The organism is Mycolicibacterium pallens (genome assembly GCF_019456675.1).
GTDB lineage: Bacteria > Actinomycetota > Actinomycetes > Mycobacteriales > Mycobacteriaceae > Mycobacterium > Mycobacterium crocinum.
This window is the reverse complement of sequence record NZ_CP080333.1, coordinates 3779494-3804322: the sequence shown is the minus strand read 5'-3', so window position 1 is coordinate 3804322 and position 24829 is coordinate 3779494. Positions and strand designations below refer to the sequence as shown.

21 protein-coding genes, 1 tRNA gene and 2 pseudogenes are annotated in these 24829 nt (G+C 67.2%); 12 read left to right on the top strand and 12 right to left on the bottom strand.

Annotated elements, in window-relative coordinates:
- Positions 1-48: 48 nt before the first annotated feature.
- On the top strand, positions 49-483 hold the full coding sequence (locus K0O64_RS18660; RefSeq protein ID WP_071943401.1) for an SRPBCC family protein: 435 nt from the start codon (positions 49-51) through the stop codon (positions 481-483).
- Here K0O64_RS18660 and K0O64_RS18655 read toward each other — a convergent pair.
- A complete protein-coding gene (locus K0O64_RS18655; RefSeq protein WP_071943403.1) occupies positions 480-1382 on the bottom strand; it encodes a diacylglycerol kinase in 903 nt (300 codons plus the stop codon). The two genes, K0O64_RS18660 and K0O64_RS18655, sit on opposite strands and share 4 nt — an antisense overlap.
- Positions 1379-2956, bottom strand: coding sequence for an FAD-binding oxidoreductase (locus tag K0O64_RS18650; protein ID WP_071949725.1), 1578 nt, complete (start codon positions 2954-2956; stop codon positions 1379-1381). The genes K0O64_RS18655 and K0O64_RS18650 overlap by 4 nt, the downstream gene beginning before the upstream one ends.
- Positions 2957-3006: 50 nt before the next feature.
- On the opposite strand from K0O64_RS18650, the gene K0O64_RS18645 reads away from it, so the two are divergent.
- Positions 3007-3588, top strand: coding sequence for a TetR/AcrR family transcriptional regulator (locus K0O64_RS18645; protein WP_174714134.1), 582 nt, complete (start codon positions 3007-3009; stop codon positions 3586-3588).
- Positions 3585-5120 carry a glycerol-3-phosphate dehydrogenase/oxidase gene (locus tag K0O64_RS18640; RefSeq protein WP_071943405.1) on the top strand — a complete coding sequence of 512 codons (1536 nt, stop codon included), beginning with the start codon at positions 3585-3587 and terminating at the stop codon, positions 5118-5120. Before K0O64_RS18645 ends, K0O64_RS18640 begins: the two co-directional genes overlap by 4 nt.
- Position 5121: 1 nt before the next feature.
- Here K0O64_RS18640 and K0O64_RS18635 read toward each other — a convergent pair whose 3' ends face one another.
- The 7 genes from K0O64_RS18635 to aceE form a co-directional block, all read right to left on the bottom strand.
- Positions 5122-6543: an acyl-CoA carboxylase subunit beta gene (locus K0O64_RS18635; protein WP_071943407.1), complete on the bottom strand. Its 1422-nt coding sequence runs from the start codon at positions 6541-6543 to the stop codon at positions 5122-5124.
- Positions 6544-6585: 42 nt separating this feature from the next.
- Entirely contained in the window at positions 6586-7848 is a 1263-nt protein-coding gene (gene kasB, locus K0O64_RS18630) for a 3-oxoacyl-ACP synthase KasB (RefSeq protein ID WP_071943409.1), read from the bottom strand.
- A 34-nt stretch (positions 7849-7882) separates the two neighbouring features.
- Positions 7883-9133 (bottom strand): 3-oxoacyl-ACP synthase KasA, encoded by a 1251-nt coding sequence (kasA, locus tag K0O64_RS18625; protein ID WP_071943411.1) that lies wholly within the window; start codon positions 9131-9133, stop codon positions 7883-7885.
- Positions 9130-9426, bottom strand: coding sequence for a meromycolate extension acyl carrier protein AcpM (gene acpM, locus K0O64_RS18620; protein ID WP_071943413.1), 297 nt, complete (start codon positions 9424-9426; stop codon positions 9130-9132). Before acpM ends, kasA begins: the two co-directional genes overlap by 4 nt.
- 76 nt (positions 9427-9502) lie before the next feature.
- Positions 9503-10423, bottom strand: coding sequence for an ACP S-malonyltransferase (locus K0O64_RS18615; protein ID WP_096311741.1), 921 nt, complete (start codon positions 10421-10423; stop codon positions 9503-9505).
- A gap of 151 nt (positions 10424-10574) precedes the next feature.
- Positions 10575-11858 (bottom strand): PucR family transcriptional regulator, encoded by a 1284-nt coding sequence (locus K0O64_RS18610; RefSeq protein ID WP_071943417.1) that lies wholly within the window; start codon positions 11856-11858, stop codon positions 10575-10577.
- A gap of 63 nt (positions 11859-11921) precedes the next feature.
- Positions 11922-14711, bottom strand: coding sequence for a pyruvate dehydrogenase (acetyl-transferring), homodimeric type (aceE, locus tag K0O64_RS18605; RefSeq protein WP_071943419.1), 2790 nt, complete (start codon positions 14709-14711; stop codon positions 11922-11924).
- 148 nt (positions 14712-14859) lie between these two features.
- Between aceE and K0O64_RS18600 the strand changes: the two genes are divergently transcribed.
- From K0O64_RS18600 to K0O64_RS18585, 4 genes are all read left to right on the top strand, one after another.
- Positions 14860-15429: an Rv2240c family protein gene (locus tag K0O64_RS18600; RefSeq protein ID WP_071943421.1), complete on the top strand. Its 570-nt coding sequence runs from the start codon at positions 14860-14862 to the stop codon at positions 15427-15429.
- A gap of 84 nt (positions 15430-15513) precedes the next feature.
- On the top strand, positions 15514-15942 hold the full coding sequence (locus K0O64_RS18595; RefSeq protein ID WP_047331272.1) for a DUF3052 domain-containing protein: 429 nt from the start codon (positions 15514-15516) through the stop codon (positions 15940-15942).
- Positions 15939-16397 (top strand): peroxiredoxin, encoded by a 459-nt coding sequence (locus tag K0O64_RS18590; RefSeq protein WP_071943423.1) that lies wholly within the window; start codon positions 15939-15941, stop codon positions 16395-16397. Before K0O64_RS18595 ends, K0O64_RS18590 begins: the two co-directional genes overlap by 4 nt.
- Positions 16398-16411: 14 nt before the next feature.
- Positions 16412-16486 (top strand) — tRNA-Val (locus K0O64_RS18585).
- Between the two features lie 18 nt (positions 16487-16504).
- Here K0O64_RS18585 and K0O64_RS18580 read toward each other — a convergent pair.
- Positions 16505-17788: pseudogene (locus K0O64_RS18580) on the bottom strand (glycoside hydrolase family 183 protein).
- Positions 17789-18690: 902 nt separating this feature from the next.
- Between K0O64_RS18580 and K0O64_RS18575 the strand changes: the two are divergent.
- Positions 18691-19106: pseudogene (locus tag K0O64_RS18575) on the top strand (VOC family protein).
- 29 nt (positions 19107-19135) lie between these two features.
- Complete coding sequence (locus K0O64_RS18570) at positions 19136-19732, top strand: hypothetical protein (RefSeq protein ID WP_096312915.1); 597 nt, start codon at positions 19136-19138, stop codon at positions 19730-19732.
- Here the strand turns inward: K0O64_RS18570 and K0O64_RS18565 are convergent.
- Positions 19729-20406 carry a FadR/GntR family transcriptional regulator gene (locus K0O64_RS18565; protein ID WP_096311740.1) on the bottom strand — a complete coding sequence of 226 codons (678 nt, stop codon included), beginning with the start codon at positions 20404-20406 and terminating at the stop codon, positions 19729-19731. The two genes, K0O64_RS18570 and K0O64_RS18565, sit on opposite strands and share 4 nt — an antisense overlap.
- 68 nt (positions 20407-20474) lie before the next feature.
- On the opposite strand from K0O64_RS18565, the gene K0O64_RS18560 reads away from it, so the two are divergent.
- Positions 20475-21674: a CynX/NimT family MFS transporter gene (locus K0O64_RS18560; protein ID WP_425574768.1), complete on the top strand. Its 1200-nt coding sequence runs from the start codon at positions 20475-20477 to the stop codon at positions 21672-21674.
- 38 nt (positions 21675-21712) lie between these two features.
- Positions 21713-22642, top strand: coding sequence for an NAD(P)H-dependent flavin oxidoreductase (locus K0O64_RS18555; protein WP_096311738.1), 930 nt, complete (start codon positions 21713-21715; stop codon positions 22640-22642).
- On the opposite strand, the gene K0O64_RS18550 is transcribed toward K0O64_RS18555, so the two are convergent.
- Positions 22629-23732 (bottom strand): NAD(P)H-dependent amine dehydrogenase family protein, encoded by a 1104-nt coding sequence (locus K0O64_RS18550; RefSeq protein WP_071943429.1) that lies wholly within the window; start codon positions 23730-23732, stop codon positions 22629-22631. The two genes, K0O64_RS18555 and K0O64_RS18550, sit on opposite strands and share 14 nt — an antisense overlap.
- Before the next feature lie 115 nt (positions 23733-23847).
- Here K0O64_RS18550 and K0O64_RS18545 point away from each other — a divergent pair, with 115 nt between their 5' ends.
- Positions 23848-24828, top strand: coding sequence for an LLM class flavin-dependent oxidoreductase (locus K0O64_RS18545; RefSeq protein ID WP_096312914.1), 981 nt, complete (start codon positions 23848-23850; stop codon positions 24826-24828).
- The last annotated feature ends 1 nt before the right edge of the window (position 24829 follow it).

Sequence of the window (24829 nt, the reverse complement as noted above, 5' to 3'; positions counted from 1 at the left end):
CATTCGATCATGCCATCGGGGGGTGACAAGTTCCCCTAACCTGATCGCATGGTCCAACTCCACGTCGAGAAGACGATCGCCGCGCCGCCCGACAAGGTCTTCGCGTGGTTGGCCGATCCGGTCAATCTCAAGTCGGCGCCGCTGATCGTGACGGCCGAGTGGGCGAAAGATTCGCCGCCGCCGGGCCTGGGCGCAATCCGAACAGGCTTCGCCATCGGTCTGTGGTTTCGCGAGGAGATCGTCGCCTACGACCCGCCGCACAGCTATACCTATCTGATCGTCGGATCGGTTCCGGCGTTCGACCACGAGGGTGGCACGTTGACCTTCACCCTCACAGACGGCGGCACCCACGTCGATTGGGTGAGCACGTATACCCATCCGGCCCGTGGTGGTGGTAAGGCGATGGAAGCGCTCAGCTCCAAGCTCCTGCCGTGGAATTTCGCCGCGGTGCTCGACGGTTGCGCGAAGGCGTTGGAGCGCTAAACCTTCTCCGGCACAATAATTTTCAAAGCAGCCGGAACCGCGGCGATCTCCGCGGGCAACGGGCACACGTAGTCGCCGTCGGCGTAGGCGTTGATGCCGGGGGAGTCGACCGTGACCGTCCGGGCGCGGGCCGTCGTGACCTGGGGGAGGTTCACGTGCGTGCCCTTGAACACCGTCGGGAACAGCCGGATGAGTTTCGTGCGCGACGACGCGCCCACCATCGTGATGTCGAGCATCCCGTCGGAATGATCAGCGCCCGGAGTGATCAGCATGCCGCCGCCGTAGCTGCGGGTGTTGCCGAACGCCACCAGCGTGAGGTCGGCGACGATCTCGCGTTCACCGTCGAGCACCAGTCGAAAAGGCAAGGGCCGCAACCGAGAGATCTCAGCGACCAGCGCCACGTTGTACCGCATCCGGCCGTGCGGCCAACTCATGCGGTTCACCCGGTCGCTGACCAGTGAGTCGAACCCGGTCGCGGCGACCGTTCCGAACCAGGTGCTGGACCCGTCGGCGCCCTTGATGTGCCCGAGGTCGACGGTTTCGGTGTATCCGGCCGCGATCACGTTTACCGCGGCCACCGGATCGGCCATCGGCAAGCGGTACTCGCGGGCATGGTCGTTTCCGGTGCCGGCCGGCACGATGCCGAGCGGAATGTCAGTGCGCGCCAACGCCTGTATCGCCAGGCGGATCACGCCGTCGCCGCCGATCACGACCAGCGCGTCCGTCTCGCGGGTCAGCGCCTCGTCGACCAGTTGGCGCGCGTGGGCGGCGTCACGTCCGACGATCCCGGTCACGTCGATGCCGAGCTCCTGGAAGCGGGCCACCGCCAGCTCCCCGGCATGGGGTGCATTACCGTGACCCGATTTGGGGTTCGTCAGGACAGTGACGCGGGAGATCATGGAATCAGCTTGCCCGGGTTCAGGATTCCCGCCGGATCGACCGCCTTCTTCACGGCCTGCAGCACCTTCACGCCCAACTCGCCGATTTCCGCGGCCATCCACGGCCGGTGATCGGCCCCGACCGCGTGGTGGTGGGTGATGGTCCCACCGGCGCGTGAAATCGCGTTCGACGCAGCGACTTTCGCGGCCAGCCATTGTTCGGCGACATCGCCGCGCTGGCCGGCGACCACCGTGAAGTAGAGCGATGCGCCGGTCGGGTACACATGCGAAATGTGGCACATCACCAAGGCGGGCGTGCCGCTTTCGGCAAGCGAGTTCGTCAGCGCTTCGGTCACCGCTGTCTTAAGTGTGGCCAGGTTGGCCCACGTGGTGGCCGTCTCGAGCGTCTCGCACAACGTGCCCGCGGCCAGCAGCGAGTCGCGCAGATAGGGGGCGTCGAAGCGGCCGTGCTCCCACGCGCGCGCCGGGGCCTCACCCAACGACGTCCCGCCCTGGGCCTCCAGCACCGCGCGGGTTTCGGCGTGCCGGCTCTCGGTGTGCGCGGCGCTTCCCTCGAACAAGGTGAGTGCCAGACACCCGCCGGTGATGCTCTGCTCGCCGATGTTGCCGGTCGTCGCCAGGTTCACGCCGGTCTCGGCCTCGTCGGACAACCGCAGCACGGTCGGGCCGGTGCCGATCTGGGTCACTGCACGCAAAGCGGCCGCGCCGGTGGCGAAGTCGGGGAACGACCACGCCTCGTAGCGCGTGGTCTCCGGGACCGGGTGCACCCGAAGGCGCACGCGGGTGATCACACCGAAAACGCCCTCAGACCCGGAGAACAGCTCACGCAGATCGGGTCCGGCTGCGGTCTCCGGCGCGCGGCCGAGGTCGAGGACGCCGACCGGGGTGACCACCGTCAGCCCTCGGATCATGTCGTTGAACCTGCCGTAGCCCGCCGAATCCTGTCCCGAGGACCGGGTGGCCGCATATCCGCCGATGGTGGCGAACCGGAAGCTCTGCGGGAAGTGTCCGAGCGAGAAGCCATGTTCGCCCAGCAGCCGTTCGGCGTCCGGCCCGGTGACGCCGGCGCCCAACTCGGCCTCCATCGACGTCTCGTCCAGCGAGTGCAGCGCGTCAAGCCGGCGCAGGTCCAGGGAGATGACCGCGGCGAATTCACCGCGAATCGGGTCGAGCCCGCCGACCACGCTGGTACCGCCGCCGAACGGCACGACTGCGATGCCGTGCTGCGAGCAGTAGCGCAACACCGTCGCGATCTCGTCCTCGTTGCCGGGAAGCAGGACTGCATCGGGGGCATCCTGATGAGTTTGCTTGCGGCGCAACAGATCCAGCGTCGACTTGCCGCCCGCATACAGCAGGCGATCATGATCATCGGTCCGGACGTACTCGGCTCCGACGAACTCGGTGAGGGCGTCGCGGTGCGCGTCCGCCAACGCCGACGGTCGCACCTCTACCTCATCGATGGCCGGGGCCGGGATTTCGCTCGCCGTCACGCCCAGTGCCTGCTCGAGCAGTGCCTTGATGCCGTCGGACAGGGGTTTGGCGGCCTCCGGATCACCCCAGGCGTTCCAGGACATCGGGGGAACAAGGGTGCGGGCATCGTCGCTCATGCGTTACAGTATTACAGATGCTGTCAATCAGTAACGACGAATCGGTGGACATCGGCGACCGGATCATGGCCGCCGCGGCCAGCTGTGTCCGGGACTTCGGGGTCGAGCGCGTCACGCTGGCCGAGATCGCCCGTCGTGCCGGCGTCAGCCGTCCGACGGTGTATCGCCGCTGGCCAGACACCCGCACGATCGTCGCGTCGCTGCTCACTGAGCGAATCACCGGTACCTGGCGCGCCGTGCCGGCCACCCAGCCGGGTCGAACCGGCCTGGTCGAGCGGATCGTCGAGGTGGCACGCCGCCTGCGTGACGACGAACTGATCACGTCGGTGCTGCGATCGGCCCCCGACTTGGCGATGACCTACATCGCCGGACGGCTGGGTACCAGCCAGCAGATCCTCATCGACTTGCTCGTCGACGCGCTGCGGGACGCTCAGGCCGACGGCAGCGTGCGGGCCGGCGATGTCCGCCAGTTGTCGGCGATGGTGCTGTTGATCGGCCAGTCCGCAATCCAGTCCGCCCAGATCGTCGAACCCATCCTCGACGCCGACGCGCTGAGCGTCGAACTGTCACATGCACTGAACGGATACCTCGCCCCATGAGTGACCTGACCGCCCTCAATGCCGGACGCCGCGCCACTGACCTGATGGAGCTCGGTGACGGTGCCCGCGTTGACGTCGTCGTGATCGGCGGCGGTATCACCGGCACCGGCATCGCGCTCGACGCGGCCAGCCGCGGCCTGTCAGTGCTGCTGGTCGAAAAGCACGACCTGGCTTTCGGTACGAGCCGGTGGAGCTCCAAGCTCGTGCACGGCGGCCTGCGCTACCTGGCCACCGGCAACGTCGGCATCGCCCGGCGCAGCGCGATCGAGCGCGGCATCCTGATGACCCGCAACGCGCCGCATCTGGTGAGCGCCATGCCGCAGCTGGTTCCGCTGCTGCCCTCGATGGGTCGCAGCCAACGTGCCTTGATCAGAACAGGTTTCATGGCCGGCGATGCGTTGCGGATTATGGCCGGCACCACGTCGTCGACCCTGCCGCGGTCGCGGCGGGTCGGCGTTCCGCAGGCACTGGCGATGGTGCCCACCGTCCGACGCGAGGGTCTCGACGGTGGCCTGCTGGCCTATGACGGCCAACTGATCGACGACGCCCGATTGGTGGTTGCGGTCGCCCGCACCGCCGCTCAGCATGGCGCGCGGATCCTGACCCGGGTGTCGGCGGCGGCTGCCAGCGGCACCTCGGTGCGATTGGTCGACGAACTGACCGGCGAATCGCTGGACGTCAATGCCCGCGCGGTCATCAACGCGACCGGGGTGTGGGCCGGCGAGGTGGACGCCGCGATCAAGCTGCGCCCCAGCCGGGGAACACACCTGGTGTTCGACGCCGCCTCCTTCGGGAATCCGACTGCGGCGCTGACCATTCCGATCCCCGGCGAGATCAACCGGTTCGTGTTCGCGATGCCCGAACAGCTCGGCCGCGTCTACCTCGGCTTGACCGATGAGGATGCGCCCGGCCCGATTCCCGATGTGCCGGAACCGACTCCGGGCGAGATCGGCTTCCTGCTCGACACCGTCAACACGGCGCTGGGAACCGCGTTGACGACCGCCGACGTCAAGGGCGCATACGCGGGGTTGCGCCCCTTGATCGACACAGGGGAGGGCAGAACCTCTGACTTGTCGCGCGACCACGCGGTGATCGAATCCTCCAACGGTGTGTTCAGCGTCGTCGGCGGCAAGCTCACCGAATACCGGCACATGGCCGAGGACGTCCTCGACCGTGCGCTGGCCGACCGGGCGATGACGGCCCAGCCGTGTCGGACCCGGAACCTACCGTTGGTGGGTGCGGCCGCCAATCCTGTTGCGACGCTGCGCACCACGACTGATCTGCCGGGCTCGCTGGTGGCGCGCTACGGTGCGGAGTCACCCAACGTGATCGCCTCAGCCCGGTGTGAGCGGCCCACTGATGCGGTGGCCGACGGAATCGACGTTACCCGTGCGGAATTCGAGTTCGCGGTCACCCATGAGGGCGCGCTGAGCGCCGATGACATCGTCGATCGACGCACCCGGATCGGGCTGGTCGAGGCCGACCGCGCCCGGGCGTTGGACGTGGCCGACGAACTTCTGGCCCGCGCCTGACTTACAGCGGGATGTTCTTGTGCCGCCCGCGCCGGGCCGGGGCCTCGGCGAGTGCCTGCGTCAGCTTGCTGCGGGTGTGCGCCGGGTCGATCTTCTCGTCGACCACGCCGATCTCGACCGCGCTGTCCACACCGCCGGCGATCCGCTCGTGCTCGGCGGCCAATTCCTCGTGCAGCGCTTCGCGTTCGTGATCCGGTGCGGCGGCCAGCTTCTTCTTGTGCAGGATGCCGACCGCGGCCTTCGCACCCATCACCGCAACCTCGGCGTCCGGCCAGGCGAACACCTTGGTGGCACCCAGTGACCGCGAGTTCATCGCAATGTAGGCCCCGCCGTAGATCTTTCGCGTCACCAGCGTGACCCGCGGAACGGTGGCCTCACCGAAGGCGTGCAGCAGCTTCGCGCCGCGACGGACCACGCCGCCCCACTCCTGATCCACGCCGGGCAGATAACCGGGCACGTCGACGACGACCACCAGCGGAATGCCGAAGGCGTCGCACAGGCGCACGAAACGTGCTGACTTCTCGGCACTTTCGGAGTTCAGGCAGCCGCCGAGGCGCAGCGGGTTGTTGGCGATCACGCCGACGGTGCGCCCGGACAGCCGGCCCAGGCCGACGACGATCGACGGCGCCCACTTGCCCTGGAATTCCTCGAATGGGGTGTCGGCGTCGAGCAGCGCCTCGACCAACGGGTGCACGTCGTAGGCGCGGCGAGCCGATTCCGGCAGCAGCGCGTGCAGGTCGGAATCCCCGGCCTCGGCCTTGCTGCGGTCGAAATGACCCTGCTGAGAGAACAATCCGACCAACCGGCGGCCGCGCTCGTAGGCGTCGAGCTCGGAGTCGGCGACGATATGACAGACACCGGACTTCTTGTGGTGGGTGTCGGGCCCGCCGAGGGAAGCCATGTCGACGTCCTCGCCGGTCACGCTGCGCACCACGTCGGGGCCGGTGACGAACACCCGGCCCTCCTGGGCCATGATCACGACGTCGGTCAGGGCCGGGCCGTATGCGGCGCCGCCGGCGGCGAAGCCGACCACGACCGAGATCTGCGGGATGTAACCCGACGCGCGGATCATCGCTTCGAAGACCAGGCCCACGGCGTGCAGCGCCTTGACACCTTCGGCGAGGCGGGCGCCGCCGGAGTGCCAGATGCCCACGATCGGGCTCTGCTCCTCGATGGCGGTGTCGTAGGCGTTGACGATGTGCTGGCAGCCCTCCACGCCCATGGCGCCACCCATGACGGTGCCGTCGGTGCAGAAGGCGATCGTGCGCACACCGTTGACGCTGCCGGCGGCGGCGAGCACACCGGAGCGGTCACGCTCATGCAGCAGCTGCACGCTGCCGTCGTCGAAGAACGTGGACAGCCGCAGCAGCGGGTCGCGCGGGTCGAGTGATTCGCCGACCGTCTCAGGGGCCATGATCGTCATCTAAACCTCCATGTGTGCGCGGATGCTTCGAGTCTGAGGATTTCAGTACTTCCCGAAGGCGATCGCGACGTTGTGACCACCGAATCCGAACGAGTTGTTGATCGCGTACTGGTAGTTGCCTGGCCGGGGTTCGCCGGCCACCACGTCCAGATCGATCTCCGGATCGAGGTTGCGCAGATTGAGCGTGGGCGGCACGACGCCGTCCCGCAGCGCCAGCACGGTGAGGATCGACTCCACCGCGCCGACAGCGCCCACCGAGTGGCCCAACGCCGACTTCGGCGCGTAGACGGCCGGCCGGTGATTGCCGAGCGCATTGTTTATTGCCTTGCCTTCCGCGACGTCGCCCACCTGGGTGCCGGTCGCATGGGCATTGATGTGATCGATATCGGAGGGCTCGAGACCCGCGAGCTGGATTGCCCGTGTGATCGCATGACCCGCCTGCTCACCGTTCGGGTCGGGCGCCACGATGTGGTACCCGTCCGAGGTGATGCCTGCCCCCATGATGCGCGCGAGGATGTTGGCCCCGCGGGCCTTGGCGTGCTCTTCGGTTTCGATGACCATGAGCGCACCGCCCTCACCGAAGACGAACCCGTTACGGTCCTTGTCGAACGGCCGGCATGCCCCGGCCGGATCGTCGTTGGTGGTGGACAAGACAATTCGCATCTGAGCGAAGCCTGCGATCGGCACGGCCTCGATCCTGGTCTCGACGCCACCGCACACCGCGATGTCGGCTTCGCCGAGAACGATCTGCCGCCATGCCTGCGCGATGCCCTCCGAGCCCGAAGCGCAGGCCGAGACCGGGGTGATGACCCCGGCCCTGGCCTTCAGCTCCAGGCCGACAGCCGCCGCGGCGGCGTTGGGCATGTACATCTGAACCGCAAGCGGCGAAACCGCTTTCAGCCCTTTGGCCCGCATCCCGTCATAGGCGAACACCAATTCCTCGGTGGATCCCATGCCGGTGCCGATCGACACCATCAACCGCTTGGGATCCACCTCGGGGGAGCCGGCGTTCTGCCAGACCCGCCGACTCAGGACCGTGGACATCTTCTGCAGGTAAGACAGCCGACGAAGTTCGACGCGAGTCAGCTCGCCGTCGAACTCCTCGACCAGATGCCCACCGATTCGCACCGGCAGGTCGTACTTCTCGACGAACTCGTCGTTGAGAAGCCGGATACCGCTCTGCCCGTCCAACAGCTTCTTCCAGGTGCTGTCGGCATCGGATGCCAGGGCGGTCGTCATCGCAACGCCGGTGACGACCACGTTGGGGAAGCCGTTCCCCGTCGACAGACGAGTCAACCCTGCCATTGCTTCCTGCTAGTCCTTTCCCCCCGGAACGGTGTCAGTACCGCCCGAAGGCGATCGCGACGTTGTGCCCTCCGAACCCGAATGAGTTGTTGATCGCGTACTGGTAGTCGCCGTAACGCGGTTCTCCCGCAACGACATCCAGGTCGATCTCCGGATCCGGTGTCTCGTAGTTCAGTGTCGGCGGGATGACGCCGTCACGCAGTGCCAGCACGGTGAGGATGGATTCCAGCGCACCGACCGCACCGATCGAGTGGCCCAGGGCCGACTTCGGTGCGTACACCGCGGCGTGTCCCACACCGGCCACCCGCAGGGCGTTGGCCTCAGCGGTGTCACCGATCGGGGTTGCCGTGGCATGGGCGTTGACGTGGCTGATGTCCTTGGGGGACAAGCCCGCCGTCTCCATCGCCCGCTTCATCGCCTGGCCGGCCCGCAGGCCGTCCGGCGCCGGGGCCACCATGTGGAAGGCGTCCGAGGTGATGCCGGCACCCATGAGCCGAGCCAGCGGCTTGGCACCGCGGGCCAGGGCGTGCTCCTCGGTCTCGATGATCATCATCGCGCCGGCCTCACCGAACACGAAGCCGTCACGGTCCTTGTCGAACGGGCGTGAGGCCCCGGCCGGGTCGTCGTTGCGGGTCGACATGGCGCGCATCATCGAGAACGCCGCGATGGGCAGTGCCTCGATGCCACCTTCCACGCCACCACAGACGGCGAAGTCGGCGTCACCCATGACGATCTGACGCCACGCGTGGGCGATCGCCTCGGAACCGGAGGAGCAGGCGGACACCGGGGTGATGACCCCGGCGCGCGCGCCCAGCTCCAGACCGGCCACCGCAGCGGCGCCGTTCGGCATGATCATCTGAACGGCGAGCGGGGACACCTTGCGGGGCCCGCCCTCGTTCATCGCGTCGTAGGTCTCGACGATCTTCTCGCCGCCACCCAGACCGGTACCGATGACCACCGCGAACCGGTCGGGGTCGACCTCGGGCTTGCCCGCGGTCTCCCACAACCGGCCCGACAGCAGCTTCGACATCCGCTGCACGTAGGACATGCGGCGCATATCGATGCGGGTCATGTGCTCGTCGATGTTGTCGACCAGGTGACCGCCGATACGCACTGGCAGGTCCCATTTGGTGACGAAGTCATCGGTGAGCTCGCGAATACCGCTTTCGCCGGCCAGCAGGCCCTTCCACGTGCTCTCGATGTCCGCAGCAAGAGCCGTGGTGGCCTCGACGGCGGTCACCACGACGGAGGGAAAACCGCCGTTAGCAGTGGAAGGCCTGGTCATTCTGCTGCGAACTTCTCGCGCAGGGCGGCAGCAGCCTCGGGGTTCTCTTCCTCGAGCTTCTGGATGTAGGAGACGACGTCACCGACGGTGCGCAGACCGGCGAGGTCCTCGTCGGGGATCTTCACGCCGTACTTGTCCTCGGTCTGAACGGCGATCTCCACCATCGACAGCGAGTCGATGTCCAGGTCGTCGACGAACGACTTCTCCGGGGTGACCTCAGACGGCTCGATGCCGGTCACTTCTTCGATGATCTCGGCGAGGCCGGCGATGATTTCTTCCTGAGAGGCGGGCACGGTGGCTCCTTCGTAATCGGTTGTGCTACTTGGGTGAAACGCTTGCTATGTGGTTGTCCTGGATGGGTGTAGCCGGTTAGAGCTCGGCGAGTCCGTCCAGGTCTGCGGGTGTCTTGATCGCACGATTGGCGACCCCCCGAAGTTCTCGTTTGGCGATCCCGGCCAGAGTCCCCGCGGGCGGGAACTCGACGATCGCGCTGCCCTCTGCGTCCTCAAAGAGCTGCCGCATGGTGTCGGTGCACAGATCCCAGCGCACCGGGCGGGTGAGTTGCGCGACGAGCTTCTCCATCGCGTCCGCCGCAGAAGATACCGGCTGACCGTCGGCGTTGCTCAGCAGCGCGGTCGTCGGCTCGTTGGTCGCAACCTCGGCCGCTGCTGCCGCATACCCGTCGAGCGCGGAAGCCATGTAGTGGGTGTGGAATGCGCCTGCGGTGGCCAGCTGGCGCACCCGGGCCTTGGCCGGCGGATCCTCGGCCAGCTTCTCCAGAGCCGCGACCGCTCCGGCCGCCACGATCTGACCTGCGGCGTTGCGGTTGGCGGGGATCAGGTCAAGACGTGCCAGCGCTTCCAAGACCTCGGCCTCGTCCCCACCCAGGATGGCGGACATGCCGGTCGGCTCGATGGCGCAGGCCTTGGCCATTTCGGCGCCGCGGACGGCGGCCAGCTTGACCGCATCGTCGGCGGAGATGACGCCCGCGATCGCGTAGGCCGCGATCTCGCCGACGGAGTGGCCTGCGACGACGGTCTTGCGGCCGGCCAGGGTGCCGCGCTTGGTCAGCTCGGCGTTGGCCAGCAGGGTCGCTGCCACGACCAGCGGCTGGGTGACCGCAGTGTCGGTGATCTCGTCAGCAGATGCCGTGGTCCCCAGGCGGGCAAGGTCCAGACCGGCGATATCCGACCAGGTCTTGATCTGATCGGCCGCGCCGGGCAGCTCCAGCCAGGGCTCGAGCATGCCGGGGGTCTGCGAACCCTGGCCAGGGGCCAGCAACGCAATCACGGGTTCTTGGGGCACTCATTAAGAAAACATTGTGAAACCGGATTTGCACGGTGTAAGAGATTATGAACCTCGTCTTATGTTTTTGTGGGGGTCCCACAAAAGTGCATGTGATGCGACTCCATCGATATCTGGCCGCGATCTATTCCTCTTATCAGACGTTTCCGGGGCTTCCGACCAACGGCGGTGTGAGTTGGGCAACAGAACTATTTGCCGTGGTATTGATGGGCGCCGGGTAGCCGAGGCGGCCGACGGTGGACGCCACTCGCAGCACGTAAGCATCGCGCGGCAGGGTGGGATCGCGGCCGGTGAAGTCCGTGATCCGCTTGAGGCGGTAGCGCACGGTGTTTGGATGAACGAACAATTTCCGGGCGCAAGCTTCGATCGCGCCGCCGCTGTCGAGGTACGCGTCGAGGGTCTCGGTGAGGGCCGGCCCGGCGTCGGCGAGCGGCCGCATGATCTCGGTGTGCAACGCGGCCACCGCCGAGGTGTCGCCGAGTAGCGCCCGTTCGGGCAAAAGCTCGCGGGCCAGGACCGGCCGCGGGGCGCCGCTCCAGCCGACGACGGCGTTCATCCCCGAGATCGCCTCACTGGCACTGTGATACGCCGCGGTCAGCATGGGTGCGGTCGGCCCGATTACCACCGGACTGTCGGAGAACGCATTGATGAGGTCGTTGAAGAATTTGTCGGTGGGCGCCAGGGGCCCGGAGATGATGCCGATCAGCCAGGTGCCGTGCACGTCGGCCAGGGCCGAGCGGCCGTGCCGGGCGGCGATGTCGCGGACGTCCTCGCTGGCGAGTTCCTCCCGGCCTGCCGGCGGGGTGCCGACGACGACGGTCGCCGGGGCGGTGGTGTCCCAGTTCAGGGCGGCGGCCCGGGACAGCAACTCTTGGCCGGTGTCGCCGCGGACGACGGCGTCGACGACGCTGGCCTCCATCCGGCTGTCCCAGGAGCCGCGTGCCTCAGCAGCGTCGGCGTAGGAGGCCGCCGCCGCGAACGCCAGGTCGCGGCTGTAGCGCAGGATGCCGATCGAGAGCGCGGTGCGCTGCTCGTCGTTGCGGCCCAGCGCAGGAACCGCGGCCTCGAAGTACTCCATGCTCACCCGGACCATGTCGACGGTCTGCGCCAGCGCGATCCGGCGGGTGAGGTCTTGGGGGACCAGGGCGAATGCGTCGGCGGTGTAGCCGACATTGCTCAGCGGGTTACGGATCCACTCGGCGAAGTTGACCACCGCGGTCTGCAGGACGAGCTGCACGCTGGCGCGCTGAGAGGCCTCGAGTTCCCCGAAGAACGGCAGGTGCTCGTGCATGGCCTGCACGGCCTGGGTGGCCAGCCGGCCGGAGTACTGCTTGAGCCGGCGCAGCGTCGAGTCCGGCACGTTCTGCAGCAGCTCCAGCGCGGACGGTGGGAGCGGCTCGACGAGCGGGTTGTCACTCACCCCTAAAAGCTACGCCGCTTTTCTGGATGTTCCCACCAAATGCACGGGGGTAGGGGCCGCTATCTAGGCGCTGCCGGTGTCGACGTAGGAGACCTCGGCGGCCATCACGTCGTCGATCCGGTACTCCTTGGCTGCCGCGATCGCCACCGACGGGTCGATCTCGCCGTCGCGGGCCAGCGCCTCCAGCACCGCCACCACCACCGACTCGGCGTCGGTGTTGAAGTACCGCCGGGCCGCGGGCCGGGTGTCGGAGAAACCGAACCCGTCGGTGCCCAGCGTGACGTAGGTGTTGGGCACCCACGGGCGGATCTGCTCGGGCACCGCACGCATCCAGTCCGACACGGCGACGGCCGGGCCTGCGGTATCGGCCAGCGCCTGCGTCACGTAGGGCGTCCGGGCCTGCCGGTCCGGGTGGCGCAGCAGCTCCTTCTCGACCTCGACGCCGTCGCGGTTGAGCTCACCCCAGCTGGTCACCGACCAGACGTCGGCGGCGACGTCCCAGCGCTCGGCCAGCAGGTCGGCGGCGCGCAGGGCCTCGGGCATCGCCACGCCGGAGGCCAGGATCTGCGCGACGTTGGTGCGCTTCTCGCCGGCCGCCCGGTAGCGATACATGCCGCGCAGCAGGCCTTCGGGGTCGAAGTTCTCCGGCTCCGGCGGCTGGGCGTAGGGCTCGTTGTAGATGGTGATGTAGAAGTAGACGTTCTCCGGGTCCTCGCCGTACATCCGCGCCAGGCCGCTTTCCACGATGTACGCGATCTCGTAGGCGAACGCCGGGTCGTAGGCCACTACAGCAGGGTTGGTCGCAGCGAGCAGCAGCGAGTGCCCGTCCGCATGCTGCAGGCCTTCGCCGGTCAGCGTGGTGCGCCCGGCCGTCGCGCCGAGCACGAAGCCGCGGGCCATCTGATCGGCGGCCGCCCACAATCCGTCGCCGGTGCGCTGGAACCCGAACATCGAATAGAAGATGTAGATCGGGATCATCGGCTCGTTGTGCGTGGAGTAGGACGTGCCCACCGCGGTGAACGACGCCGTCGAGCCGGCCTCGTTGATGCCCTCGTGCAGGATCTGGCCGACTTCACTTTCCTTGTACGCCAACATCAATTCGGCGTCGACGGCGGTGTACAGCTGGCCGTTGCGGTTGTAGATCTTCAGGCTCGGGAACCAGGAGTCCATGCCGAAGGTGCGCGCCTCGTCGGGAATGATCGGCACGATCCGTTTGCCGATCTCCTTGTCGCGCAACAGCTCTTTGAACGTGCGCACGGTGGCCATGGTGGTGGCCACCTGTTGCTGGCCGGACCCCTTCTTCAGCGCCTTGTACACATCGCGCGACGGCAGTGGGAGCACCTTGGTCTTGGTGCGGCGTTCCGGCAGGAAGCCGCCCAGGGCCCGGCGCCGGTCGATGAGGTAACGGATCTCCGGAGCCTCTGGGCCGGGGTGGTAGTACGGCGGCAGGTAGGGGTTCTCCTCGAGTTGCTCGTCCGACACCGGGATGCGGATGGCGTCGCGGAAATCCTTGAGGTCTTGCAGGGCAAGCTTTTTCATCTGGTGGGTGGCGTTGCGGCCCTGGAAGTGGGCACCCAACGAGTAGCCCTTGATGGTCTTGGCCAGAATGACCGTCGGCTGGCCCTTGTGCTCCATCGCCGCGCGGTAGGCGGCATAGACCTTGCGGTAGTCATGCCCGCCACGCTTGAGGTTCCAGATCTCGCTGTCGCTCATATCGGCCACCAGGGCCTTGGTCCGCGGGTCGCGGCCGAAGAACTGGTCGCGCACATACGCGCCGTCGTTGGCCTTATAGGTCTGGTAATCACCGTCGGGCGTGGTGTTCATCAGGTTCACCAGCGCGCCGTCCTTGTCGGCGTGCAGTAGGGCGTCCCACTCGCGGCCCCACACCACCTTGATGACGTTCCAGCCCGCACCGCGGAAGAAGGACTCCAGCTCCTGGATGATCTTGCCGTTGCCGCGCACCGGCCCGTCGAGGCGCTGCAGGTTGCAGTTGATGACGAACGTGAGGTTGTCGAGCGCTTCCAGCGCGGCGACGTGGGCCAGGCCGCGGCTCTCGGCCTCGTCCATCTCGCCGTCACCGAGGAACGCCCACACGTGCTGATCGGAGGTGTCCTTGATGCCGCGGTCGTGCAGGTAGTGGTTGAACCGCGCCTGATAGATCGCGTTCATCGGGCCCAGGCCCATCGACACCGTTGGGAACTCCCAGAAGTCCGGCATCAGCCGCGGGTGTGGGTAGGACGGCAGCCCGCCGCCGGGGTGGCTGTGTTCCTGGCGGAAGCCGTCGAGCTGGTCGGCGGTGAGCCGGCCTTCGAGGAAGGCGCGGGCGTAGATGCCGGGGGAGGCGTGGCCCTGGATGAAGATCTGGTCGCCGCCACCCGGGTGGGCCTTGCCGCGGAAGAAGTGGTTGAAGCCGACCTCGTACAGCGCGGCCGACGAGGCATAGGTGGAGATGTGCCCGCCGACGCCGACGCCCGGCCGCTGCGCGCGGTGCACCATGATCGCGGCGTTCCAGCGGATCCAGGCGCGGTAGCGGCGCTCGAGGTCCTCGTCGCCGGGGAACCACGGCTCCAGCTCGGTGGGAATGGTGTTGACGTAGTCGGTGGAGGTCAACGCCGGTATCGCGACGCGCTGCTCACCGGCGCGCTCCAGCAAGCGCAGCATCAGATAGCGCGCCCGGGCCGGGCCCGAGCGGGCCAGCAGGTCGTCGAACGACTCCAGCCATTCCGAGGTCTCCTCGGAGTCGATATCGGGCAGATATGACGCGACGCCTTCGCGGATCACCCGTACTCGATCGGAATCATTTGGGCTGCTTGAGTTTTGAGCCAGGTCGTGGCGCGCGAACTCGGTGGTCAACTTCAGCTCCTTAGTAGGAGGTGCAGGTTTTGCACCGTCCGACTTCTATCGTGCCGCAATCGAGCCAGTACCGACGAGTAGTCAACCGTGCGGTTGGTGAATTCTTCGCGGCGCGCCGAGCAGGGCCCTTACCCGGTAACCTGCCGGGGTGCTGATCATACATGCGCGCAGATTGCGGATCGGCGGGCTGCTGGTCGGCAGCGCGGCGGCCGTGCTGGCCGGCGTGGTGGGCTGCACCAGCGTCACCGGCGGCGAGCCGTCGGCCAACTCGCGCGACGCGCCGGCCTTCCGCACCTCGATGTCCGTGTCGGCCTCCGAGTCGGCCGCCTCGTCCAGCGCTCGGGAGTCCGAACGGCAGGCGTCGGTGACGACGCAGGCCATGCACGACACATGCGAGACGCTGTCGACGTCCAGCGCCGATGCGATCGACGCCGTCAACGCCTACGTGAGCGCGTTCAACCAGGCCACCCCCGACATCGCGACCACCGAGGGCCCGGCGGTCGATGCGCTGAACAAGAGCGCCGACGCCGTCGCAGGCAGCATCACCGACGCGATCCCTGACGAGCTGAAGGCTGCGTTCAAGGATTGGGTAGACGGTGCACATGCGACAGCGAGAGCGATCACCGGTCACGCGGGCCCGGCGGAGTTCAACCAGACCATCCAAAGTCTCAACGACACCAGGTCGAATGCGTTGAGCTTGTGCGACGCGACCTATTGATTCGCACCGCACGGCGAGTAATTGTCGTCGTCGTGCGACGATAGGCCGTAGACAGCCGACCCTGATTCCAAGGAGGTTCCGACCGTGGTCGCGGAGGGTGGCCCCCCGAACTACGCCCAGAAGCTGGGCATCCAGAAAGACCAGGTCGTGCAGGAGCTGGGCTGGGACGAGGACACCGACGACGACATCAGGGCGGACGTCGAGGACGCCAGCGGCGGGGAACTGCTCGACGAGGATGCCGATGAGGTCGTCGACGTGGTCCTGCTGTGGTGGCGCGACGGCGACGGTGACCTGGTCGATCGACTGATGGATGCGATCGCGCCGCTGGCCGACGACGGCATCATCTGGGTGGTGACACCCAAGACCGGCAAGCCGGGCCACGTGCAGCCCGCCGAGATCGCCGAGTCGGCGCCGACCGCGGGACTGATGCAGACGTCGTCGGCCAATCTGGGGGATTGGATCGCGAGCCGACTGGTGCAGCCGAAATCGAAGGCGGCCGGGAGGCACTCGTGACAGGTGCGGTCGGAGCGCAAGCCCCTGACTTCACGCTGAAAGACCAGAACGGTCAGCCGGTCACGCTCAGTGACTTCCGCGGCAAAAAGAACGTGCTGCTGGTGTTCTTCCCGCTCGCGTTCACCGGCATCTGCCAGGGCGAGCTCGATTATGTGCGCGACCACTTGCCCGAGTTCGACAACGACGACACCGCCACGCTGGCGATCTCGGTCGGGCCGCCGCCGACGCACAAGGTCTGGGCCACCCAGAGCGGATTCGGATTTCCGGTGCTCTCCGACTTCTGGCCGCACGGTGCCGTCGCCCAGGCCTACGGGGTGTTCAACGCCGACGCCGGCTTTGCCAATCGGGGGACCTTCGTGATCGACCGCGACGGTGTCATCCGGTTCGCCGAGTGCAAGGAGCCCGGCGAGGCGCGCGATCAATCGGTTTGGACGCAGGCGCTGGCGGCCGTGTAACCTCCCCCGGGCACGGGCGCGTAGCTCAGTGGTAGAGCTCTGGTTTTACACACCAGCGGTCGGCGGTTCGATACCGTCCGCGCCCACCAAAGACCCACCTGCCGAGATCACGCGAGCTTGGTGTGCATCAGTAGGACGTTGTAGTCGCCCCACATCGACATGTTCCAGTAGATGTCCTGCCCGGTCGACCAGGGATCCATCATGGGCGCATAGAGACCCGGGTACTGCGTCGACGTCACCAGCGTCGTCGGACCCGACCACGGACCCTCCGGCCGGTCGGCCGTGCGCATCACGACGTTGTTGTTGTTGTCCGCGTACATCATCACGTACTTGTTGAGATAGGTGTTGTACTACACGGACATCTCACCGGCGCTGGGATAGGTCTTCTTGCTGCCGCCGAACAGGCTGCTGAACCAGCCCAACAAACCAGTACTGGCTGTGGTGGTCGCCGGCAAGATGGGCGTCGCCGCCGACGGCTTGTTGGCCACCCAGGAGGTCCCATTCCAGTACTCGTACTTGGTTTGGTCCGCAATGTTCGCCTGCTGCACGCGTGACAGGTAAACGGTTCCGCCGCGGCCTGACGGCGTGCCGAAGGCGTAGACGTAGCCGGCGTCGGCCGATCCGGCCGGCGGTCGGACGAAGGCACTCTGCTGGAAATTCTGGTTGCCCGAGACGTACCCGGTCGTCGTGCGGTACGACGCAGCCGAGCGGATCGACGACGGTGCGACGGTCCACGTCTGACCGTTGTCGTCGGAGTAGGCAATGGCCGAGTAGTTCGTGGTCCATCGCCCGGGGGTGTCCCAGGACTTCACCGACATGAAGCTCACGTACTGACGCGAACCATAGGTGTTGTTGTAGGGCACCGAGACTCCGGATGTCGGAATGATGGTGACCTCCGACCCCAGCGGGCCGATATAGCCCGGGCTGTTGATGATCTGCTTGGAGAAGTTGGGGCTCGACAGCGGTGAGCCGCTGAAGACGTTGCCCACCTGGCCCGGTGCCACGCTGATACCGTCGGCAAGCACTTGATCCGAACTGCGCAGCAGCGTGTTGGAGCGCCAGATGCCCGTCTGCCCGGTGCCGCTGAACGTGTCCCCGAACGCCATCAGAACCTGATGTTCGTTGACCGGGGTGGCCGGGTTGTCGGCGATCCCGTTGTCCCACATGATGCCGAGGTCCGTGCCCGCGATGCCGAACATCGCCGCGGTGTTGTTGGTGCGGCTCAGCAGATAGGGGCCGGTGGTCCCGATGCCTGTCACCCACGCCACCGGCGTCGTGGTGGGCCCGGTGGCCACCGCGGCCGCCGCGACGGACTGGGTTTGCAGAGGTGCGGTCGAGATCGCTTGCGTGGGAACCGATCCCAGCGCGGCGCTGCGGAGGCGGGACACCATCGTCTCGAATTCACGTCTGGTCCAGGCCAGCAGACCCCACAGCGTGGGAGACCCGGCGGGCGCCAGCGGTGAGTTGGCAGCGAGCGGATCAAGCCCGAAGGCGGCGAGCGCGACGCTGACGACGTTCGGAACCGTCTGGGTGGTCTTCGAGACGGACGTATCCACCGCGGCCGCCACCGGCTGTACCTTGACCACGGCCGACGCGACTGTTTCGGCTGTCGGTGCGGCGACGGCCGGCTGGGTCTGCACCGCGCTCTTGATCGACGGTTGCGGGGCCGCCGCTTGTCGGCTGTCGGAGCTTCCCGTGGACGTCACGGCGGCCGATGCCGGCGGTGGCGCTGCCGGTCGGCGCTTGGACGCAGCGGGGGCAGGCGGCTTGGCGTTCGGCGAATTCCGATGGGCGCGAGAGGGATTCACCAGGCTTGGCGGGCGCGGGACCGTCACGCCCGTGGGGGAGGACGGTTGCGGCATCTTGGCCCCACCGACTCCTGAGTCGGCCGATGCTTGGGTCTGTTGTCCATCGGCAGTCGACGACGGTGTGTCTGACGCCGCGGAGGAACCGGTGCCATCGGCCCACGCCACCCCGCACCCGGACGCCACGGCGATCCCCACACCGAGTGCGATTCCCAGCCCCCCAACGCGGCCTACATATGCTGCTGCGCTCATTTCATACCTCATGACCGAATCCGGTCCGACTCATTTCCATGGGACTACTCCCGGCCATCTGGCAAACAGGGGCAAAGGTCCCTAACTGGGCGTTAATTATCTCTGGCGAATGCGATGCTTGCGGTGGCAACATCTCGTCTGCCGGTAGATCAGGGAAACTGGCTGTGCTGCAGCGGTTTTCGGGATGGCTCCGCCGCGTGGGGGCTCTCGATTGCTCTACCAGTAGCATTTCGTCCATGCGGCTCGACCACGTGGTGCTGTGGGTCCAGGACCCCGCCGTCGCCATGGACTTCTACACCCGGGTCGTCGGACTGCAACCCGTTCGCTTCGACGAGTTCCTCACCGGCGACGCGCCGTTCCCCAGCGTGCGGGTCTCCGACGATCCATCATCGACCTGTCCCCGAGTGGCAAAGCCGCGAGCACCGAGACCCAGACCCATGTCGCGGGCAGCGCCGGCCACCCCGTCAACCATGTGTGCCTGGCGATGACCAAGGCTGAGTACGACGCGCTCATCGACCGTTTGCAGGCTGAGGGTATCGACACCGGCGCACGGCTGGCGCCGACGTTCGGCGCCCGCGGCTGGGGACCGGAAGGGATGTATTTTCCGGACCCGGACGGCAACGTCGTCGAGGCCCGGTACTACGACGACTGATGGCCTATTCCCGAAAGGAGAGCGGACGCATGTGGGTGGCTCCGAGGGCTGCCGCCGGTGTCGGCGCGGTCGTGGCGTTGGTGGCGTTGTCGGCTGGCTGCAGCGGCAACTCGAGTTCACCGCCGCACACGTCGGGCTCGTCGTCGGCCGCGGGTAACGCCGCCGCGCCGAATTCGGCGCAGCCGACCGATTACACGAAACTCTTGATCAAAGCGACCGACATCGAGGCGCCGATGAGCTTCACGGCAGCTCCGCCCGTCGTGAATCCTGATGGCCGGCCCGGTGCGGCAGTCACGTTCAGCGGTCCGGAGAATTCTCGGGTCATCACGGACACCGTCTTGGTGTTCCCGGATGCCGCCGCCGCGGCCGGCGCCCTGGAAGCGGCCAAGAACGCTCTCGGTGGTTCGGTGAAGGGGGTGCCCAAACCCGCGGACGTCGGTACCGGTGGCACGAAGATCGAGGGAAACTCGCTCGACAATGCCAGGGGGAAGACCGTATTGCTCTTCACTGAGGGACGAGCATTCGTCACGATCGACTTCGACGCGCCGGCCGAGTTGTTTCCGCCCCCCGAATTCGTCACTCAGCTCGGGCAGAAACAAGCGGCAGCCATCAAGAACGGTCTTTAGCGACCCGAAATGCCGTGCGCTGGAAGCTCATCGATGAGTTCGTCGAGGAAGTGGCCGGCTTCGCGTCCGGCCCGCTCCGGATCCTGATCGGCGATCGCGTCGACCAGTTCGGCGTGCCCGACATCATGCATCGTGGAGGTGACGGCGACGCTGTCGGTGACAGCTTCGGTCAACCCGCGATACAGCTCGATGAGCACCTCGTTGTGCGACGCGCGGACCACCGCGAAGTGCAAGTGCGCATCTGCCCGGGAGAATTCGACACGATCGGTACCGGCGTCCAGCGCATCGCGGCGTGCAAGCAGTTCGCGAAGCTCGGCCACATCAGTGTCGGTGCGGGCGGTGGCGGCCAATCGTGCCCCTTCGACCTCGAGGCAACGTCGCACCTGCAGCACCTCGCGCAGCTTCGACCCGCACATCCGGCTCAGCGCGCCCGATATTTCACTGGTGGCCCGGACATACGTCCCGTCGCCGCGGCGAACCTCGAGAATGCCGCTGTGTGCCAGCGCGCGGACGGCCTCCCGCACGGTGTTGCGGCCAACACCCAGCGCGGCCGCCAGACCTGGCTCGGTGGGGATCCGGGTGCCCACCGGCCATTCACCCGACGTGATCGACTGCCGCAGCTGGTCAATGGCGTGATCGACCAGCCCGGAGGGGCGTGCGGCTGCTAACGGCATCGAAAACCCTTTTCATCCGATCATGGGATGTATGACACGATAGCGCGGTGAGTCGCTACGAGCATGATCTGGCCCTCGAACTGGACGGCGCGGTGGAGGTGCCCCCGAGTGGGCGTGTCGCCGCCGGTGCCGTCCTGGTCGTCGCGGTCGTGCTGACCGCACTCAATCTGCGCCCCGCCGTCACCAGCGTCGGCCCGGTGCTCGGCGATATGCAGCGCGCGCTCGGAGCGTCGGCGGTGTGGGCCGGCGTCCTCACCACGCTGCCCGGATTGTGCTTCGCCGGTGCCGGATTGGCATCGGCGGCACTGTCCCGCCGGTTCGGGCTCGGCCGGTCCATCAGCCTGGCACTGGCCACGCTGATCGTCGGTCTCCTGGTTCGTGTGCTCGACGGGTCGTACGTGGTCATCGGGGGAACGCTCGTGGCGACAGCGGGTATCGCCGTCATCAACGTCCTGATCCCGGTGGTGATCAAGCAGTCGTTTCCCGCCCAGCTCGGGTTGATGACCGGCATCTACACCGCCGCACTGCAGGGCGGCGGTGCGCTGGGGTCGGCCGTCACCCCGCCTCTGGAGAACATCTACGGGGGTTGGCGCCCGGCGTTGGGCGCGTGGGCCGTGCTGGCCGTCGTGGCGCTGCTGGTCTGGCTGATCGCCGCACGTCGCGTCGAAAACCCGGTTGCCTCAGCCGATTCCGGCGAGCGCCGCTCGCTCGTCCGGAATCCGTTGGCGTGGACGGTGACGCTGTTCTTCGGGACCCAGTCACTGCTGGCCTACATCATGATGGGCTGGCTGCCGGAGGTGTTCATCGACAACGGGGTCAGCAAGACCTCTGCGGGCCTGCTCGTCGGACTGCTCTCCGTGATCGCCCTGCCCATCAGTCTGGTCCTGGCGCCGATGGCGGCGCGGTCGGAACACCAGAGCGGCTGGATCGCCGCGCTCGGGGTGTGCGGCTTCGCCGGTGTGGTCGGCCTGCTGGTGGCTCCGGGCTTCAGCCCGCTGCTGTGGAGTGTGCTGGTCGGCATCGGGATGAGCGTCTTCTCGTTGGCCCTGACCGTCATTGCCTTGCGGTCGCGCACGCCCGAGGACACCGTGCAACTGTCGGCGATGGCGCAGGGCTTCGGTTATCTGCTGGCGGGCGTCGGACCGTTCCTGTTTGGCACACTCCATGATGTGACCGGAGGCTGGACGGTGCCGTTCATCATGGTGCTCGGTGTGTATGTGGTGCAGATGGTCTTGGGCGTGCTGGCCGGCCGCAACCGCTACGTGTGAGGAGACGTTCAGTGCTGTCGACGGACTGGTCGCGGTCGATGGGTCTCGACGTGCCGATCGTCAACGCCCCGATGGGCGGCGCCGCCGGTGGCGCGCTGGCCGCCGCGGTATCCCGGGCCGGCGGCCTGGGCATGATCGGCATGGGAAGTTCGGCAACGGCGGCGAAACTCGCCGCCGAACTGCCGCATGTGGCAAACCTGAACCGGCCGTTCGGTATTGGCATGGTCGAGTGGGTGGCGGCCGGTCAGCCGGAGTTGCTCGACACGGCACTGGCCGCGCGGCCCGCGCTGCTGAGCGTCAGCTTCGGCGAACGGTGGGAGTGGGTGCGGCGTGCGCATGACGCCGGTGTCCTCGCCGCCGCGCAGGTTCCCGACCTGCCGAGCGCGCGACGCGCGGTCGACGCCGGCGCCGACATCGTGATCGCCCGCGGGGCCGAAGGTGGCGGCCACGGCGAGCCGCGCGTCGGCACGCTCCCGCTCCTCACCGAATTGCTCGACCACCTCGACGTCCCGGTACTGGCTGCCGGCGGCATCTCGTCCGGGCGTGGGCTGGCCGCGGTTCTGGCGGCCGGTGCATCGGCGGCGTGGGTGGGCACCGCGTTCACCGCGTGCACCGAGTCGCTGTTGTCGGACGCCACCCGGGAACGGCTGTTGTCCGCGTCGAACACCGACACGGTGACCACCCGGGCGTTCGACGTCGCGCTGGGATACGCGTGGCCGCCGTCGCTGCCAGAACGGGTGCTGCGCAACGACTTCAGCGACCGCTGGGACGGTCACGAGGAGTCGCTCGGTCCCGACGCCGCCGCGGAGCTGGCCGAGGCCATCGCAGGCGAGGACTTCACCCGGTCGCCGATCAACGCCGGCCAGGGTGTCGGGGCGCTGACCGCCGTCCGATCGGTTGCCGAGGTGATCGGCCAGCTGAGTAGTGAAGCGGCGGAACTGCTTTCGCGCTGGACTACGCGGGAGTGAAGGCCTGGCGCGGAATGGTCAACGGCAGATCCACCGAGCTCACCAGCCCCGGCTGCGCGTCGACGACATAGGGGATCGCATTGACCACGCGCATCGCGGTGGCCACCATCGCGCCGGCCCCGGAGGTCATCGACTCGATGCCGGCCTTCTTGCGGTCCCTCAGTGTCACGTCGAAGGTGCAGTCGATGTCCGGAGTGCCGGTGATCACGACGCGGTAGCCAAGCGCATTCGGCAGTGTCGGCCAGTGCGGCGCGACGTCGGGAGCCAGCCGGGTGACGTGCTCGATGATGATGGCTTCCTTGCCGTCGACGATGCCGATCGCCTGCATCCGCAGCGCGCCGCACGTGCCCGCCTCGACGGTGCCCATCGCCACCTCGAGCGTCCGCTCCGTCACCGCACGGTCGAATGTTTCTCGCACTTCCTGCAATTCGACACCGAGCGCTTCGGCCACCATGCGCATCTGGCCGTGCCATTCGCCGGCAATCGCGCCGGGGAAGCTGATCCACGGCGTGTAGTCCAGCGGCCTGCCGAATCCCAACGCGTCGCTCATGATGTCCGGCACCCCGTAGTCGTCGTACAGGCCGATCTCGTAGGAGTGGATCTTCTCGATCTGCGATGACTGGGTCGAGAGCACGAGCGGCAGATAGTCGGCGGCGAACCCGGGCTCGATCCCGGATGCGTAGAGCGTCACCTGACCCTGCTTCGCGGCGGCCGCGATCTGCTCGCGCCACTCGACGGGCTCGTAGGCATGGGGGTTCACCAGTCGGGTGGTGCTGGTCGTGACGACATTGATTCCGGCGCTGAGCAACCTCACGTAGTCGGGGATCGCCAGCGCATCACGCTCAGGGCCACTGGCCGCGTAGATCACGCAGTCCGGCTTGAGCGCGATCAAAGCGTCGGCGTCGGTGGTGACCGCCAGGCCGATCGGCTCGCCATTGGCCAATTCGCCGGCATCGCGACCGTCCTTCTCCGGAGAGTGCACCCACACACCGACGAGGTCGAGGTTGGGGCGTTCGTGAACGGCCCGGATTGCGATCGACCCGATGCCACCGGTGGACCACACGACCACGCGGTATCGACCATCAGCCATGACTGCCTCCAAAACCTAAGGTTTGATCCGGAACGTAACAGTCGTCCGTCGAGACGGTCAAGGAACCGACCGAAGCGGGGTAGCGGGGAACAAAATTTAGGTTATGGTGAGGCGGATGTTCACTCTTCGGTTCGACATGCGCGCACCGGCGGGTTCGGCAGCGACGACCGACCTGTATGGGGCTGCGGTCGATATGTGCGAGTGGGCCGAGGACCGCGGTGCCGTCATCGCCGTGCTGTCCGAGCATCACGCGACCGACGACGGCCATCTGTCCGCGCCGCATCTCCTGGCCGCGGCCATCGCCGCGCGGACCAAGCATCTGGCGATCCTGCTGGCCGCGGTGCCGATCACGTTCTGGGATCCGGTGCGGCTCGCCGAGGAGATCAGCGTGCTGGACATCATTGCCGAAGGCCGGGTCTCCTACGCTTTCGGCATCGGCCACCGGGTCGAGGAGTACATCCACTTCGGTGTCGATCACCGGCGCCGCGGAAAGCTGGCGGACGAATCGCTCGCCCTGCTCCGCGAGCTGCTGCAGGGAGAGCCCGTCGACCATGACGGCCGACGGATACATGTGACGCCACCGCCGGTGACACCAGCAGGGCCGCACATGCTGATCGCCGGCGGCAGTAAGGCGGCAGCCCGTCGGGCTGCGCGTTACGGGCTCGGGTTCATCTCCCAGGTCGCCTCGCCGGAGCTCAAGGTCGTGTACGAGGCCGAATGCCGCGCCAACGGAGTCGAACCCGGCATGGTGCAGTTCCCGGTCGAGGGCGCGCCGACAACGGTTTTCGTCGCCGACGACGTCGATGCCGCGTGGCAGGAGCTCGGCTCCTACCTGCTGCACGACGCCGTGACGGCGGCGTCCTATCGGCACGGCGACGACTCGGTGGCCAGCATCTCGCGCGCCTCGACCGTGTCGGAGTTACGGGACGCGAGTGGTCCCTACCGGATCTTCACCACCGACGAGGCCGCCGACTGGATCCGCGGCGGTAGGCCACTTCCGTTGCTGCCGCTGTGCGGCGGCTTGCCACCGGCTATCGCTTGGCCCTATCTCGAACGCGCCGCGACGGCGAGCCAACGCGCACAGGAGACGCAGTGAC

What these genes read in the sequence shown, in the direction of transcription:
- K0O64_RS18640 (WP_071943405.1), top strand. Translation starts at nt 3,585, where the DNA reads ATGAGTGACCTGACCGCCCTCAATGCCGGACGCCGCGCCACTGACCTG.
- K0O64_RS18650 (WP_071949725.1), bottom strand. Translation starts at nt 2,956, where the DNA reads ATGTCCTGGAACGCCTGGGGTGATCCGGAGGCCGCCAAACCCCTGTCC.
- K0O64_RS18570 (WP_096312915.1), top strand. Translation starts at nt 19,136, where the DNA reads ATGTGGGTGGCTCCGAGGGCTGCCGCCGGTGTCGGCGCGGTCGTGGCG.
- K0O64_RS18655 (WP_071943403.1), bottom strand. Translation starts at nt 1,382, where the DNA reads ATGATCTCCCGCGTCACTGTCCTGACGAACCCCAAATCGGGTCACGGT.
- K0O64_RS18550 (WP_071943429.1), bottom strand. Translation starts at nt 23,732, where the DNA reads ATGGCTGATGGTCGATACCGCGTGGTCGTGTGGTCCACCGGTGGCATC.
- K0O64_RS18660 (WP_071943401.1), top strand. Translation starts at nt 49, where the DNA reads ATGGTCCAACTCCACGTCGAGAAGACGATCGCCGCGCCGCCCGACAAG.
- K0O64_RS18635 (WP_071943407.1), bottom strand. Translation starts at nt 6,543, where the DNA reads ATGACGATCATGGCCCCTGAGACGGTCGGCGAATCACTCGACCCGCGC.
- K0O64_RS18565 (WP_096311740.1), bottom strand. Translation starts at nt 20,406, where the DNA reads ATGCCGTTAGCAGCCGCACGCCCCTCCGGGCTGGTCGATCACGCCATT.
- K0O64_RS18555 (WP_096311738.1), top strand. Translation starts at nt 21,713, where the DNA reads ATGGGTCTCGACGTGCCGATCGTCAACGCCCCGATGGGCGGCGCCGCC.
- K0O64_RS18545 (WP_096312914.1), top strand. Translation starts at nt 23,848, where the DNA reads ATGTTCACTCTTCGGTTCGACATGCGCGCACCGGCGGGTTCGGCAGCG.
- kasB (WP_071943409.1), bottom strand. Translation starts at nt 7,848, where the DNA reads ATGGCAGGGTTGACTCGTCTGTCGACGGGGAACGGCTTCCCCAACGTG.
- kasA (WP_071943411.1), bottom strand. Translation starts at nt 9,133, where the DNA reads ATGACCAGGCCTTCCACTGCTAACGGCGGTTTTCCCTCCGTCGTGGTG.
- K0O64_RS18645 (WP_174714134.1), top strand. Translation starts at nt 3,007, where the DNA reads ATGCTGTCAATCAGTAACGACGAATCGGTGGACATCGGCGACCGGATC.